The 14,377-nt window shown below is 34.8% G+C and carries 21 protein-coding genes; all 21 read right to left on the reverse strand.

The genetic code is table 11. The features are described from left to right. Positions 1 to 276: 276 nt before the first annotated feature. On the reverse strand, positions 277 to 759 hold the full coding sequence (locus TZ92_RS05945) for an SMI1/KNR4 family protein (protein ID WP_033629675.1): 483 nt from the start codon (positions 757 to 759) through the stop codon (positions 277 to 279). Positions 760 to 770: 11 nt separating this feature from the next. Continuing rightward, positions 771 to 1,175 carry a hypothetical protein gene (locus TZ92_RS05950; RefSeq protein ID WP_033629677.1) on the reverse strand — a complete coding sequence of 135 codons (405 nt, stop codon included), beginning with the start codon at positions 1,173 to 1,175 and terminating at the stop codon, positions 771 to 773. Between the two features lie 178 nt (positions 1,176 to 1,353). Beyond that, the gene (locus tag TZ92_RS05955) at positions 1,354 to 1,707 is read right to left on the reverse strand and encodes a type II toxin-antitoxin system RelE/ParE family toxin (protein ID WP_033629678.1); all 354 of its coding nucleotides are present in this window, start codon (positions 1,705 to 1,707) and stop codon (positions 1,354 to 1,356) included. Then, positions 1,697 to 1,981, reverse strand: coding sequence for a type II toxin-antitoxin system RelB/ParD family antitoxin (relB, locus tag TZ92_RS05960; protein ID WP_033629679.1), 285 nt, complete (start codon positions 1,979 to 1,981; stop codon positions 1,697 to 1,699). The genes TZ92_RS05955 and relB overlap by 11 nt, the downstream gene beginning before the upstream one ends. A 602-nt stretch (positions 1,982 to 2,583) precedes the next feature. Beyond that, the gene (locus tag TZ92_RS05965) at positions 2,584 to 3,120 is read right to left on the reverse strand and encodes a hypothetical protein (RefSeq protein ID WP_223329035.1); all 537 of its coding nucleotides are present in this window, start codon (positions 3,118 to 3,120) and stop codon (positions 2,584 to 2,586) included. Positions 3,121 to 3,151: 31 nt separating this feature from the next. Then, a complete protein-coding gene (locus TZ92_RS10240) occupies positions 3,152 to 3,943 on the reverse strand; it encodes an RHS repeat-associated core domain-containing protein (protein ID WP_223329031.1) in 792 nt (263 codons plus the stop codon). Positions 3,944 to 4,153: 210 nt separating this feature from the next. Beyond that, positions 4,154 to 4,402, reverse strand: coding sequence for a hypothetical protein (locus TZ92_RS05975; RefSeq protein ID WP_033629681.1), 249 nt, complete (start codon positions 4,400 to 4,402; stop codon positions 4,154 to 4,156). Between the two features lie 164 nt (positions 4,403 to 4,566). After that, entirely contained in the window at positions 4,567 to 5,148 is a 582-nt protein-coding gene (locus TZ92_RS09460) for an Imm26 family immunity protein (protein ID WP_050490599.1), read from the reverse strand. Positions 5,149 to 5,325: 177 nt separating this feature from the next. Next, positions 5,326 to 5,658, reverse strand: coding sequence for a hypothetical protein (locus tag TZ92_RS05985; protein ID WP_045594906.1), 333 nt, complete (start codon positions 5,656 to 5,658; stop codon positions 5,326 to 5,328). Between the two features lie 189 nt (positions 5,659 to 5,847). Then, complete coding sequence (locus tag TZ92_RS05990; protein WP_033629682.1) at positions 5,848 to 6,537, reverse strand: hypothetical protein; 690 nt, start codon at positions 6,535 to 6,537, stop codon at positions 5,848 to 5,850. Positions 6,538 to 6,834: 297 nt separating this feature from the next. Continuing rightward, positions 6,835 to 7,269: a CTP synthase gene (locus TZ92_RS05995; RefSeq protein ID WP_142320622.1), complete on the reverse strand. Its 435-nt coding sequence runs from the start codon at positions 7,267 to 7,269 to the stop codon at positions 6,835 to 6,837. Beyond that, the gene (locus TZ92_RS10095) at positions 7,266 to 8,024 is read right to left on the reverse strand and encodes an RHS repeat domain-containing protein (protein ID WP_223329029.1); all 759 of its coding nucleotides are present in this window, start codon (positions 8,022 to 8,024) and stop codon (positions 7,266 to 7,268) included. The genes TZ92_RS05995 and TZ92_RS10095 overlap by 4 nt, the downstream gene beginning before the upstream one ends. A 159-nt stretch (positions 8,025 to 8,183) precedes the next feature. After that, positions 8,184 to 8,417 (reverse strand): DUF7660 family protein, encoded by a 234-nt coding sequence (locus TZ92_RS06005; protein ID WP_033629684.1) that lies wholly within the window; start codon positions 8,415 to 8,417, stop codon positions 8,184 to 8,186. A 123-nt stretch (positions 8,418 to 8,540) separates the two neighbouring features. Then, positions 8,541 to 9,224: a hypothetical protein gene (locus TZ92_RS06010; protein WP_033629685.1), complete on the reverse strand. Its 684-nt coding sequence runs from the start codon at positions 9,222 to 9,224 to the stop codon at positions 8,541 to 8,543. A 29-nt stretch (positions 9,225 to 9,253) separates the two neighbouring features. Next, positions 9,254 to 9,718 (reverse strand): RHS repeat-associated core domain-containing protein, encoded by a 465-nt coding sequence (locus tag TZ92_RS10245; RefSeq protein ID WP_080702640.1) that lies wholly within the window; start codon positions 9,716 to 9,718, stop codon positions 9,254 to 9,256. An 18-nt stretch (positions 9,719 to 9,736) separates the two neighbouring features. Continuing rightward, on the reverse strand, positions 9,737 to 10,093 hold the full coding sequence (locus tag TZ92_RS06020; protein ID WP_033629686.1) for a hypothetical protein: 357 nt from the start codon (positions 10,091 to 10,093) through the stop codon (positions 9,737 to 9,739). Positions 10,094 to 10,272: 179 nt separating this feature from the next. Next, positions 10,273 to 10,959 (reverse strand): hypothetical protein, encoded by a 687-nt coding sequence (locus TZ92_RS06025; RefSeq protein ID WP_033629687.1) that lies wholly within the window; start codon positions 10,957 to 10,959, stop codon positions 10,273 to 10,275. Between the two features lie 218 nt (positions 10,960 to 11,177). After that, the gene (locus TZ92_RS06030) at positions 11,178 to 11,501 is read right to left on the reverse strand and encodes a hypothetical protein (protein WP_033629688.1); all 324 of its coding nucleotides are present in this window, start codon (positions 11,499 to 11,501) and stop codon (positions 11,178 to 11,180) included. 189 nt (positions 11,502 to 11,690) lie between these two features. After that, positions 11,691 to 12,107, reverse strand: coding sequence for a hypothetical protein (locus TZ92_RS06035; protein ID WP_045594909.1), 417 nt, complete (start codon positions 12,105 to 12,107; stop codon positions 11,691 to 11,693). A 156-nt stretch (positions 12,108 to 12,263) separates the two neighbouring features. Continuing rightward, a complete protein-coding gene (locus TZ92_RS10250) occupies positions 12,264 to 12,806 on the reverse strand; it encodes an RHS domain-containing protein (RefSeq protein WP_080702641.1) in 543 nt (180 codons plus the stop codon). Next, a complete protein-coding gene (gene zwf, locus TZ92_RS06045) occupies positions 12,754 to 14,232 on the reverse strand; it encodes a glucose-6-phosphate dehydrogenase (protein WP_033629689.1) in 1,479 nt (492 codons plus the stop codon). The genes TZ92_RS10250 and zwf overlap by 53 nt, the downstream gene beginning before the upstream one ends. Between the last annotated feature and the right edge of the window lie 145 nt (positions 14,233 to 14,377).

Consider the following 14,377-nt stretch of genomic DNA (forward strand, 5'->3'; position numbering starts at 1 on the left):
TTTAAACTTTCTTGTAAATCTCGTACACGCCGTCGGGCTGGCTGTGTTCGACCATGATATGGTTGCGGTAGGCGAAATCGCGCAGTTTTTTTACCGTCGCGTCCGTAAACGGCGGTAAAATCGCCGTAGCCGTCGTCGGGGGATGCGATTTGATAGAGGTTGTCTGAAAAACAGAAATCTCATGCTTACTGTACACATCCTAACTCAAGATTGAAGGCTTCATGCGAGCTATGCCTTGTTACACTTACTATATATACACTACGCTACGCCAGTTTATTAATCATCAGGATTTTCTTCTAAACAATTTAAAAACTCATCAAATGATTTCGCAATAATAATTGAATTTTTTTTAAAATTAGCTTCTCTTGATATATTTTCACTCCATACATCCCTTACATAATAAATAATTTGCCGACTATTTTTTTCTAAACAGAGGTAATTCCCTCCCCAATCAAAAGCAAAAGGAATCAGATTTATAGGTAACTCATTAAGTTCCCATTCATTTATTGTTCTTCCTTCCAATGTAAAATCTGGATCATCCTCAAACTGCTTAGAATATTTCATTGGAATGAAGTCGCGAATTTCAATATAGTCAAAATCGATATTATCATTGACAAAACATGAAAGATTGGGAGTACCTCCATTCCATTTGAAGTAATGTGACTTGAATGAAGCTGGAAAAGATACTTCTAATTTTTTTTCAACTTCATTGAAATCATTTTCAGATAAATTTTTATCGCAATCATAAAAACTAAGCATAACAACCTCCTTTAATCATTTAACAAGCACCAGTCCCTCCACTTTTGGAGAGGTTTTCTTACCTCGATGTTATTTTTATAAATGTTGATTAGATTTCCCCTCTCATCATATTCATAAGCAAAATCCATTACTTTATTATCATTACTATATTTCTCAAATTTAATTAATTTTCCATCTTTATAAAACCCAATATAATAAGATTTAGTCTCTTTGCTTTTTCGGATATTGTCTACCTTATCTAAATTGATTTCATCATACAATTTTGCAGGATGGTTATACTTAGGAAAAGTCATTCCTAAATAGTATCTAACAGTCAAATCATTATATTGAGTATTTTTTGTAAGTTGTTGTGACATTTTTAAAGCTCCTGTCAAAAGCAAAATAGTTCCAATCATTCCGATCAGTAACTTTTTCATTTTACTTGCTCCAATTGTAAACCGTATTTTACAAAGATATACTCTATAGTGTTTAAATCTTTATTAAATCACGTTTCTAAAGGGGATATAGCTGTAAAATATTATATATACCGTATTATTAAACCAAGACGGTACCAAAAATTAAGGTTTCGGAGCTTATAAACTTAAGAAAGTTATCTCAAGTATTTGGCCTTTTTATATTGTCTTTTTGTAACAAAGTGACGTAGTCACTTTTAGTGTGGAATAGGTGAGATAAAAAAACGGTGTTTCGTTTTTGGTCAATAAAGTAAAGCAAAACATATTGGTCTATAATTTTTCCTCGTGAGGGATACTTGCTGTTAATCTTTACTCCGATTTTCTCATCAGCGTCAAAGCCTGCTTCAGGAAAAATCTCTAAACTTTTTAAGCTGTCTAAGATTTTAGCCACAGTATTTTTGGCGGATTGAGGGGATAGAAGTACCGTAGCTATATAGTCGTGTATATTGTTGATAGCATCCTCGACCTCTCTTGAAGCAATCACTTTATAAGCCATAACGTACCCTCATATCGTCTAGGGAAGTTCCTTCGCCTGCCTCGTATTCTCTCAAGGCACGCTCAGATTGGGCTTGTAATTCTTCAATCAATTGTTCTCTATGTAGATCTTCGGCCGTCTTAATAGGCAAATCTTGCTCCAGGACTATTTGCTCCACAAATAAAGAAATAGCATCTGTCATTGTCATTCCCTTTTCCTTGATAATTTTTCGAGCTTGTTCCATAGTGGCTTCATTCAGTTTAAAATTGTATTGTTTCGATAAAGTTATAGCCATGATATATCTCCAATCTATACGTTATAGATTGATTATATATTAGATATAGATTTTAATCAAGAAAAAAAGTTCTGTTTGATGACAGAACTAAGTTATTTCAATAGACGTCGTAGTATTTTAGTTGACTGACGTACTGAGCGGTCAAGAAAGCGTAATACAGAAAATGCAAGCATCCAACTAAAAAGTGTTTTTCTCATAGCGTTACCTCATCACTAAATATATACCACAGCTTATTTTTTATCTGCGATTTTCTCGACGGTCCTCTTTTTGCAAAATTCAATTTTTTCAATCGGAGTCATATTGCGATATGTTTTGATAAAATCACGATAAATCAGGTACTTTTTATCAGGATCAAGTAAGTCATTAAAGGGGTTAATAACTCCAGTTTTAAAGGTATCAATATCCTCAATAACAAGAAGAATATAAGGCGATTTTTGTATTAGATGGATGTTATAGTTATCCTTGAGACGAATTTTGTATAAAGCCCTCTTGAGATGTGCGTTCTTATAACCCTCTCATCTTTTTTCAGACGCCCCCAGGCGGTGTATTCGCCGTACCATACCTGTGTTTTTGAAAATTCATGCAGGCTACGGCTTGCTATTTTATCTAGGGTAGCTCAAAAATTCTATGAAATCATTTATTTCATCTTCATTAAAGCTATTTTCAAGATATTCTTTCTCATAAAAAATAAAATCTAATAAATATTTTCTTGAATAATCATCTAAATTATTTTTAATTTTATCAATTAGCATAAAAAATTTATTGGGTTCTATTAATTTTGTTATTAGTACATTTAACTCAAAATCACAATTTTTGCTTAAAATATTTAGATTTTGAAAAACCAAATCAGCAATTTCCTGTTTTTGTAGGTCATTAAAGTTAAGTATAGATATTGCTCTCAGAAAATCAGAGATGCTTTGAACTACTATAAATTTATTATTGGATAATATATATTTAATAAATTTAAATTCATTCTCAGTAATTTCTATTTTATTTGGGAATATTTCTGATAATAAATACAATGCTCTACGTATTCTTTTAGATGGTAGCGAATCTAGTAGTATAATTATTTGACTGAAATCTTCTTGTTCTAAAGAAGATTCAATCATATTTTGTGTATAAAAATCACTATTGCGCATAATTATCATGCTCCTATATCAATATTAAACTTCACATTGCTCCTACAAGACTTCCTCCTACCACAAAAGCACCACATACTCCCGCAGTTGAATATATACAAACACTAACTAGCACAACAGTTCCAACAAGGGCGATTGCTGTTAAAGTATCATTATTAGTAGATGTTTTGTCTTCAGTGGAGCAATTAGTGTATTTTGTTACGGGAGAAGAAGGAGGAGGTGGTTTGTCGCAACCATTATCTACCCACTCTTTTTCGGCTTTAGCTAGTTTACTATACGCAGCATTCAGTAGCTTTACATGACCTCGGACAGTATCTCTAAGAGCTTCTCCTGGACCAATTCGCCACGGTAAATAATTTGGATTACTCTCAAGTGCGGGAATACGTTTTAAGTATATTTCGTATTTAAGATTTTCTATTCTAGCAGCAGTTGATGCACATTTCTGAGCATTATATAAACCCAAAATATCAACCCATCCCTGCACGTTCGGCGCAAATTGATAAAGATTATTCCCACCCTTTAATTTGATCGGATCCTGATTCACAAACCGACCCGCATCAGGATCGTAATACCTGAAGAAGTTGTAATGCAGCCCCGTCTCACGGACTGCATACTGGTTTTGCAAGCGGAAGGGTTGGTAAGCACTATCCGTTACCTTGGTTTCCTCTTTCAGACGCTCCCAGGCGGTGTATTCGCCGTACCACAACAGATTGCCGTCCTTATCGGTCATCTCACGCGGGATGCCGATTTTGTCGCAGTAGAAGTAGTGGGTTTGTTGGTGGTTTTCGCCTTCGGCATTGGTGTGGTTGTGTACTTGTGCCAAGGGTTCGTAGCTGTCAGGATCGGTGTAGATATAAGTATACCTGCCGTCCTAAACGAATCCAGTTTTCTCTTCGAGGCCGTCTGAAGCTTCTCCGTCTTTCAGACGACCTTTGTCTATCCTTCTGTCTAAGGCATCATAGTGTACGCCCAAGTTTCTTTCGTACCGTATTTCTTTAAGATTTTGGCTTTAATCAATTTGTTGAGGCTCGTCTCAATCTACAGTTTGCTTATTATTAATAATAGATTTTTTAGCTATATGTATTAGATCTTTATAATTTTCCATAAAAGGTTCTTCTAATGTGGATTCTAATAAGCAATCTAAGTCATATAATATTTTTTGCTCAGCTTCATCAATAATTTCATTATTTTCAACGAACTTAACAAGCCATTCAAAAAAAACTAATACTTCATAGTTGTTTAATTTAATAATATAGTCGTTGGACTCTTTTTTAATTTCCATAATATTATAATGCTCCTCGAGAAACTACATTTTGTAAATGACTGCTAATGAGATTGTTAAAGAACAAATGATTCAGACGACCTCAAAGAAGATAGTGAGATCGTCTGAAAAACAGAAACCGCGTGCTACGTCAGGACTGAAGGTTTTGTGCAACGGCTTGCTTTTCACGCTTTTAAATTCCGGTGGTGAATTTTTTGAAACTCATCCGAAATAAAATCTTCAAATTCTGCAAACGATTCAATAGGTAAATTAAAAATTTCTGGTTTACGACGAATAAGAAAACTTAAAATATGATAATGGCTATTGGGTGTTTCAAGCAATTCAATGCTCTTAAGTATTTTTTGCCTAGCATCCTCTTCATCTATTTCTTGCTCGATGGAAAAGTCTGCATTGTGAGCCAATCCCATAGCAGGATTAATGGAAGTAATTTCACTTGGGGTTGGATCTTGGTAATTGGGATCTTGAGCAATTATCCGCCAGTCTGACTCTAGCTTTGATTCAAATAAGGTATGACAGTCTAAAACGGTTTTGAATAGAATTGGGTAATTTCCAGCATTTTTATAATCAAATGGCTCAACTGGGCTTGAAGTAAACAAATCAAAAATTCCTACAGTGGCACCAAGTTTATTTTTAGCGATTATTCTACCGTAACCGAATAATTTATCAGCTATTTTAAAACAAAATAAATCACCATTCTTAAGATATCTATATAAAGTCTTGTTTTTTTCCCAATTAAATATTTTCATAATACTTTTCTTTCTCCATAGCATAGAATGTTAAATTATTGGAAGATTTTTACAACCATTTTTGAGAATATGGTCTCTTCCCGCAACTATTGCTTTTTGTCTTTTGGCATCACGGATCTTATTCTCAACAAATGAATGACATTTATTTCCTCTGGTTTTAGTTTTTTAGGATTAAAATTACTTTTTCGCAGCACGAATTTTTTTCAACCCATTCTCCAAAATTGTAACTTTCTCGGGAGAAGTTCCCCTATCCAAAGCATTCCACCAGTTATTTACTGGTTTAACAAATAATTGAAAACCTTCATCAGTTACATTAGACTTTCTAATAACGATATTTTCTTTAATAGAACCGTCCTCATTAAAAGGATCAATACCTATTAGTAAATCATTTTTTTTAAGAAAATTCATTAATGAAATAGTTGATTTTATAATACCTTCTTTATAATCAATATCGTTAGTTCTGTTCAATAATAGTTGGTAATCAAATAAAACTATATCATTTACTCCCATAAGATTCCTTTCTATTTCAATCGTATAATTTCAAATAATTCATCTGAAGGTGACGGAAGTGAGGCTGTGCGTCGCCTTCGGGTTAGGCGATTTGACAGAGGTCGTCTGAAAAACAGAAACCGCGTGCGTACTGCACACAACCTACGTTGGGATTGGAGGTTTCTTGCGGGCTACGCATACTAACTCAATCTAGTGGTCATTTTTACTATTGTTATCATTGTGTATCTCAATATTTCTTTTATGTGTGAATAATAAATCTAAAATTTTAGATATATTCTTTGAGTCAGGGAATTTTTTAGGATTTTTTATGTTTAAGAAATTATTAATTTCCAAGTTATGTAAATGACTTATTAGTAAAATTGTAGATAGCGGGTATTTATATGAGGAAGGATTTTTTAAAATATCCTCTATTGCTAAATTACTTCCGAAATAATAATTTTTCATTGGTAATACATAATTATCGAATATAGCAATAATTATCTCATTTATTTCATTTTCGGATGTTTCTGGATATAAAGAAATAATGCCAAAATCTTTAAAAATAGAATCAAATTTTCCAAGTTCTGAACCATGTACTTTAAAATTACTTGGTGTGTCATTCTCATCAAAAATATCGTTTATTTCAGGATAAAATTTTGGGATAGTTGTACTTAATTCTATAAATCTTTGCTCTAGAATATTTTGCTCATTTATATAAGAAACGATAGAAAATGAGCATAATGCCCCAATTTTTACATGCTTACCTTTTTTAAATTGGAAATTAATTTTTCCAAAAAAAATGTCATTAAAATAAAGTGAAATAATACAATCATGTTTTTTAAATGAAATATGGTTAGCTTCTAAATATGAGCAGAAGCTATTTAATATTTTTTTCTTCATTTTTTATACCTCAATAAAATAAATGTTATATCTCTTTCATTTACATTAACAACTTTGCCTTTAGAAGTTAAAATAGTTCCTCCTCCTTTTGGCGTGTTGGGTCGGCAAACCGCCTTGGCCGTATTTGTAGGCGGTCTTGGCTTAGATTGTTATTGAAGGAATATTTCAGACGACCTCGAAAAAGGATTGGGGTCGTCTGAAAAGCAGAAACCGCGTGCGTGCATACCGCACACCCTCTACGTCAGGACTTAAGAGTTTATGCAGGCTACGGCTTGGATTTAAGCGAGCGACAGCTTCTCAATCCTCATTAGCAAAAAATTCATAAGTATCTATCTCCTCTTTTACGAAGACTATAACAACTTTACCTTCAGGTATCCTTTTTTTGGACATGCCACCTATGGAAATACCTAAAGTGGGAAATGTAATATATGCTTTTCCATCAATGCAATCATATTCTTTTTTTAATTTTTTAATATTTTCAGGCTCAAAAAGATTTAAATTATCAAATATTGGATTCAGATGTTTACTACAAATAATGCTAACTAACTTATTATTTTTATATTCTAATGTGCAGGCATCTCTATATTCAGAAGTAATTTTAAGAATGTTATCTTCTATAACCTTTGCTGCCTTTCCATATTTAGCAATAATTTGCTCCATCGTATTTCCAAGTTGAAAAAAACGATTACCTAAATCTATGCCTTTAAAAGGAATAATTTTAACTTCATTCACTTGCATTTTCCAATGACCTTTCTTAGTTTAGATGCTTGATATTTAGTGATTAATTTCTGTCTAACAGTTTCTCGCACCATCCTTCTCAATCTCTTATCATATTTATCTATAAATATCCTCTTAGTCTCAATAATATCCATCTCCATAGCCAAATCCCATCGACCTTGAAGGATAAATTGTCTTTGTTGCGCTCTCCAACGACGAGCAGTAGTTGAACTCCCTGTACTTGACATGCCTCTATGATCTGCTTTATCCATATGATACGCAGGTGCAGAACCATAAGATGGTCTATTTGGTAAATCTTTATATGCTTCCCAAGCTGGAGAGTGATTAGTTTCTCCTCCTTTATGGCTCCCTCTCTCTCCTCTGTAAGTTCCTCTACGTGCTAAACCTAAAGTATCAATCCACCCAATGGAATTCGGTGCAAACTGATATAAATTATCTCCACAAATTAATTTAATCGGGTCCTGATTTACAAACCGCCCGACCTCAGGCTCGTAATACCGCATCAGGTTGTAATGCAGTCCGGTATCTTCATCGAAGTATTGGTTCTGCAATCTGAACGGTTGGTGCGCGTTCTTGTAAACCCGCTCATCCTTTTTCAGACGACCCCAAGCGGTGTATTCGCCGTACCATAACAGATTGCCATGGATGTCGGTCATCTCTCTTGGGATGCCGATTTGGTCGCAGTGGAAGTAGTGGGTTTGTTGGCTGCTTTCGCCGTCTTCGTTGGTCCGGTTATGTACCTGAGCCAAGGGTTCGTAGCTGTCGGGTTCGGTGTAGATATAGGTATATCTGCCGTCTGAATTTTGCTCCTGTAACAGATGGCTGCCGTCCCAAACGAAGCGGGTTTGCTCTTCGAGACGAAGGTCGTCTGAAAAATGTTTTGTCAGACGAACTACGTTTACTTATTGCTATTCATATATTCGTGAGGCATTCAAAATGTCTGCTAACATACTCCAATTTAAAGTTTTGTCGTTATATTCTTTCATACCTATATTTTTATAGTATCCATCCATATCTTCAATCCAATTTTTCATGGCTTCTAAAAAGCTATCTAGTGTATTATTTTCAAAATCTTCTGTATGAATTTCAGTAATGAATTCTTTTAAAAAAACTAGAAAGTCATCTCTATTTTTAATTTCCATAATATAGTCCTCCTCGAACAATGTCTTTCAGACGGCCTTAAAGATGTATTGAGGTCGTCTAAACAGGAGCTGCGTGCATACCGTAAACACCCTACGTCGGGATTGAAGGTTTCGTGATAATTATTAAGTATTTTGAATAAAAAAAATACCTGCTTGACTTCCAGATAGAAGTTTTTTCTTAACATTTTGGTCATAATAAAAATAACCAATACCATTTTGAAAAATATGTAACTTTTTATCTATATCTTCTTCTAATAATTGCAAACAAAAACTAAACTTAGGAAGAGGATAAATTATATCTTGCTCAAAATAAGGATTACCAAAAATTTTGGATACATCCAATCCCATCCCATTATCTTCAAAGAATAAATGTTCATTTTCATTGTATTTTGCATCGGCTTCTTTATCAACTTCATCAAGTCTTTCAAAAAATTTTCTTTCCAAAGAAATACTTCCTAAATCTTGCTTGCCGATATCTTGTTCCCTTTCATAAAGAACAGCACAACTAAAACCATCATTTAGTAAAATTAAATCATCTTGACAATTAACAGTATATTTGGATGAAATAGAGTCTTTTACTCCTCCCAATGCATGCTCCTCTATGGAAATAAAAACAGAGATATAATAATTTCTACGAGGGAATACATTTTCGGGTAAAAAATCAGAATAAAGAGTAAACAGATGCGTTTGGTAGGCATCTGAATTTGGAACTTTAGGCCATAGTTCTAACGGAATATGTTCTGCTCCTCCCCCAATATAATCAATACTATGTGGCGTTTTAGAAGAAGTAAAAAGTAATTTTGACATTTAAATCTCCTTAATAGCATTTATATTTTTTAGCAAATTTTATTGCCTGTTTGCGCATTAGGAGCAAACTGATACAGATTGTCTCTGCCTGAAAGCCCAATCGGATCCTGATTCACAAACCGACCCGCATCAGGTTCGTAATAGCTCATCAGGTTGTAATGCAGCCCCGTCTCACGGTCGACATACTGGTTTTGCAATCGGAAGGGTTGGTGAGCAGTTCCGGATATGTTGGTTTCGCTCTTCAGTTTGCCCCAGCCGTAATAATCCCCGAACCAAATCAGGTTGCCGTCCTTATCGGTCATCTCACGTGGGATGCCGATTTGGTCGTTGTGGAAGTAGTGGGTTTGTTGGTGGCTTTCTCCGTCTTCGTTGGTCCAGTTGCATACCTGTGCCAAAGGTTCGTAGGTGTAGGCCCAAGTCTCTTTCGTGCCGTCTTTTTTGAAGATTTCGGCTTTAACCAGGTGGTCATGCAGATCGTAGAAGTAGTTCTGCACTTCGCCGTCGGTATACGATTATTTAGTAAAGCCAATTTCTTTGATCAATTTATCAATTAAATCATTTAGATTAATTTCCTTTGGAACTTCAAGTTTAATATTATTACAAAAATTAAATAATAATTTGAATAAATATTCCCTATCATTTATATTAGGAATATGTGGTGTTATTTGTATATTCTCCTTTATAAAGTTACCAAAAAGAAATTTTTTACTATTTTTTAATATAATTGGTTTTAATAAATCTCCATTTCTATTAAATATTTCATAGAAATTTTGTTTGATATCGTCTGGTTCTAAATATAATTCTGCATCTTTGATATTGGCAAACAAACTAATATCTCCATTATCATTCACAATAATTGGCATATCCATCTTATTTTCTCAATTATTTAAAATTTAATTTAAGTTTTATTTCATTACAGTGGTCGTCTGAAAAACAGAAAACGCGTGTGTACCGCACACACCATACGTCAGAATTGGAGGTTTCATACGGGATACGGCTTGTTTACGTTGGGAATGGAGGCTTTATACGAGATACGAATTACTAATTTCTAAGTTAGATATTTAATGTTCCCATCTGGGTATTTTCCCTCCCATTTATAAGGAAAATAATTTTCTTTATAACACTTGATTATTGATTCAATAAAATAATCAGCCTTATCAAAAGCATAGTATTTTATAAGTAATTCTATATCGCTCATTACCTCATCCATAAAATAAACATAAATATTATTTTTCGCATCTAAATTATCAATTCTTTTACTCAATAAAGTGAATATTTTTTCAATAGATATACTGATCTTTTCTCTACCGCTCGAGGAGAAGTATACTTTGTTGATATCCCTTATATACATATCTTTTAATCTACCATAATAATTTTCATCAAGTAAATTTTTAACCTTCTGTTCTTTAGTATTTTTTTCTAAATCCAAATTTAGAAAGATTTTTTCAACATACTCTATATTCTCTACATTTATAGGCACATCTTCTCTACTAGGAAGTTCCTTTATTTTATTTGAAAAGTATGTAAGTATTTGATCTTTTCCACTAAGCAAAACTTCCATTTCTTTAATTAAGCTAGATTGATTATCTGGAATTAATTTTACAAATAAATCAATCAACTCAGTTCTTCCTTGAATATCAATATCCGAATCATTAATACTTCTAAATATCAAATCCTGTGCTTTACCTATTTCATTTACTTTAATATATTTTTTTATTAGTTCTATCTTTTTCATTTTAACACTTCCTTGATGATTTAATATAGCGAGTCCATGTAGTAGGTTTTAATTTAGCGGACGAGTCGGTTTTCTATATCGCATTGGTATTATTGATTTTTGACATTGGGCAGCTAGCGGTAGATCAGGTTACCCAGTTTGTGGATGAGAAATTTTTAAAAGGACGAATGTTTCAGACGGCCTCAAAAGAGATATTGAGGCCGTCTGAGAATATAAAATTACTTTTTCGCAGCGCGAATTTTTTTCAACCCATTCTCCAAAATAGTAACTTTCTCTGGAGGAGTCCCCCTATCCAAAGCATTCCACCAATTATTTACTGGTTTAACAAATAATTGGAATCCTTCATCAGTTACATTAGACTTTCTAATAACGATATTTTCTTTAATAGAACCGTCTTCATTAAAAGGATCAATATCTATGAGTAAACCATTCTTTTTAAGAAATGTCATAAGTGCAATAGACATTCTGATAATATCTTCACGATAGTCTTCATCAGAGTTTGCCTCCCAAAATGTCTGAAAATTAAATAATGTCATATCCATGATAATCTCCTATGGTAATCGGATTACTAAAGAACCAAAATTTCAGACGGTCTCAAAAGAGATATTGAGCCCGTCTGAAAAACAGAAATCGCGTGCGTACCATACATTCTCTGCGTCCGGATTGGAGGTTTTGTGTAGGCTGTGGCTTACTCTACATCGGAATTGGAAGTTTCATTGGCTACAGTTCGATTAGACCTCGATAAAACATTCAAAAAAATCAAGGTGATTTTTATCAAATGCAATTAATAACTTACCTTCAGGAATTTTTTTCCCTGTCATACCTCCTATGCAAATTCCGAGGTTCTTAAAAAGAATATATTTTTTTCCTTCAATAAATTCTGAATCGATGGCTTTAAGGTCTTCGATTGAATTTTTAAATATATCAATATCTCCTAATATGGGATTGGAATCTTTTAAGCAATATCCATAAACCAGTTTATCGTTTTCATAAACTAACTCACAAGCATTTCTATATTCCACCTTATTATTCATAATATTATCTTCAACCATTTTTAATGGTCTTCCATATTTTTCTTGTACTTCCTCAAGAGAAGTACCAAATACAAAATCACCAATTGATTCATATGGCTTAATCAAGTAGTTCATATTAACCCTTTCCAATATATTTACATTAATAAAATTAGGAACATTTACCAATAATTCTACGAAATCTTGCTGCCTGTTTCCTTGAAATTAATCCCTGCCGTTTGGTTTCCGAAATCATCCTTCCTACATGATTTTATATACGCCTTTTATTCTATTTCAAAGGCAGCAGTATGATATGAAAACCCTTTTGTGCGCACATTTTTGACGAAATAAGATGAAGGTCGCCTGAAAGTTCGTTTTCAGACGACCCCAAGCGGTGTATTCGCCGTACCATAACAGATTACCGTGGCTGTCGGTCATCTCCCTCGGTATGCCGATTTGGTCGTTGTGAAAATAGGCATGGTATTGTTTGCCGTCTTTGGCGTTGTCAAAGATTTGCGCCAGCGGTTCGTAGCTGTCTTGGTCGGTGTAGATATAGGTGTAGCTGACTTTGTAGGTGTACTCCTGAAGTAATCGCGTTCCATCCCAGACGAAGTGGGTGCGTTTCGGTTCGGTACTCGTCCAGGCAAGTTTGTCTTGGCGCTCTTTGGAAAGTCTTCGGCCGAACGGGTAGTAGGCGTTGGTCCAGATCTCGGTATTGCCGGCGAGCTTTTTGATTTCGGCGCGGACGAGCTGGTTTTCTAAATCGTATTGGTAATACTGGTTTTTACTGTCGGTCAGCTGGCGGTAGATCTGGTTGCCAAGTCCATTTGGCTCCAAACTTCTCTAGTAAGTCAAAGCTTGCTTGTGGTCCCATGCTTCCAGACTTGTAGTCGTGGAGCGGAACTCCATTTTGAGCCCAGAGTTCTTCGATACGGTCAATCAATTCCCAAGAAGCGCTAACTTCTTCCCAGTGGCTAAAGTTAGTTGAATCGTTATTCAATACATCGTAGATTAGCTTTTCGTATGGATCTGGTGAAGCACCAGTAGCGGTAGCATCAGTTCTGTAGTCAAGCGAATTGTGTGCAAGTTTGAACTCTTCTCCAACTTCCTTACCATTGAGGCTAAGAGAGAATCCTTCAGTTGGTTGGATATAGATGGTCAAGATATTTGGTGCTAATGGTTCTCCAAAGATAGAGTCCATTTGCTTAAAGACGATATTGACATGAGTGCCTTTTTCTGTCAGGCGTTTACCAGTACGGAAGAAGAAAGGAACGCCACGGAAGCGATCGCTGTCTACAAAGAAGGCACCAGACGCAAAGGTTTCTGTTGTAGATTCAGGATCGACATTTGGCTCGCTTCGATAGGAAATGTATTTCATACCATCGATTTTACCAGAGCGGTACTGACCACGGATAAAGTGTTCTTTCAATTCTTCCTCAGTTGGATGATAGAGGTTTTTAAAGACCTTTATCTTTTCAGCACGAATCTCATCTTTTGTAAAGCTAGCTGGTTTGTCCATGGCTAGAAGAGAGAGGAGTTGAAGAGTATGGTTTTGCACCATATCACGAAGGGCACCAGATTGATCATAGTAGCCACCGCGTTCTTCAACACCTAAGCGTTCCGCAAAGGTAATCTGAACATTATCGATGTGTTCGCGATTCCAAACATTCTCAAAGATCATGTTGGCAAAACGAACCGCAAAGATACTCTGAATCATCTCTTTACCTAAGTAATGGTCGATACGGTAGATTTGCTCCTCATCAAAGGCAGCAAGGAGATCTTCATTGAGTTTGCTAGCTGTTTCGTAGTCTGTACCAAATGGTTTCTCAACGATCAGGCGCTCAAAACCTTTACCATCGACAATGTTTTCAGATTTGAGGTGCTTGGCAATGGTTCCAAAGAACTGAGGTGCCATAGACAAGAAGAAGAGCTTATTGTGTTCAGCTTGGTATTTTTCATTTAGCTCAGCTTGTAATTGGCGCAAAGCAATATAATGTTCCGTATCATTCACATCATGGCTTTGATAGTAGAAGTGGCTAGCGAATTCTTGGGCTTGCTCGGTACTATCTGCCAAATCAAGGATGGATTCGACAACTACAGATTCAAAATATTCCTTACTCCAAGGTCTACGAGCTGTTCCGATAACAGCAAAATGCTCAGAGAGATTGCCTGATTTATAGAGTCTGAAAAGGGAAGGGTAGAGTTTGCGTTTAGCTAAATCTCCACTCGCACCGAAAATTGTAACAATAACCTTTGATGACATCTAGCTACCTAATTTCTATATTTTTTCCTAGTTGGACTAGGGATGAGATTTCCTCATTTTCATAGTTTTTATTTTATCATAATTTTCAAAAAAAACAAAAAATCCAATACGCAATTAAAAAACTGTAAGGAGAACCTTACACTTT

Source organism: Streptococcus oralis subsp. oralis, assembly GCF_000960035.1.
GTDB lineage: Bacteria > Bacillota > Bacilli > Lactobacillales > Streptococcaceae > Streptococcus > Streptococcus oralis_G.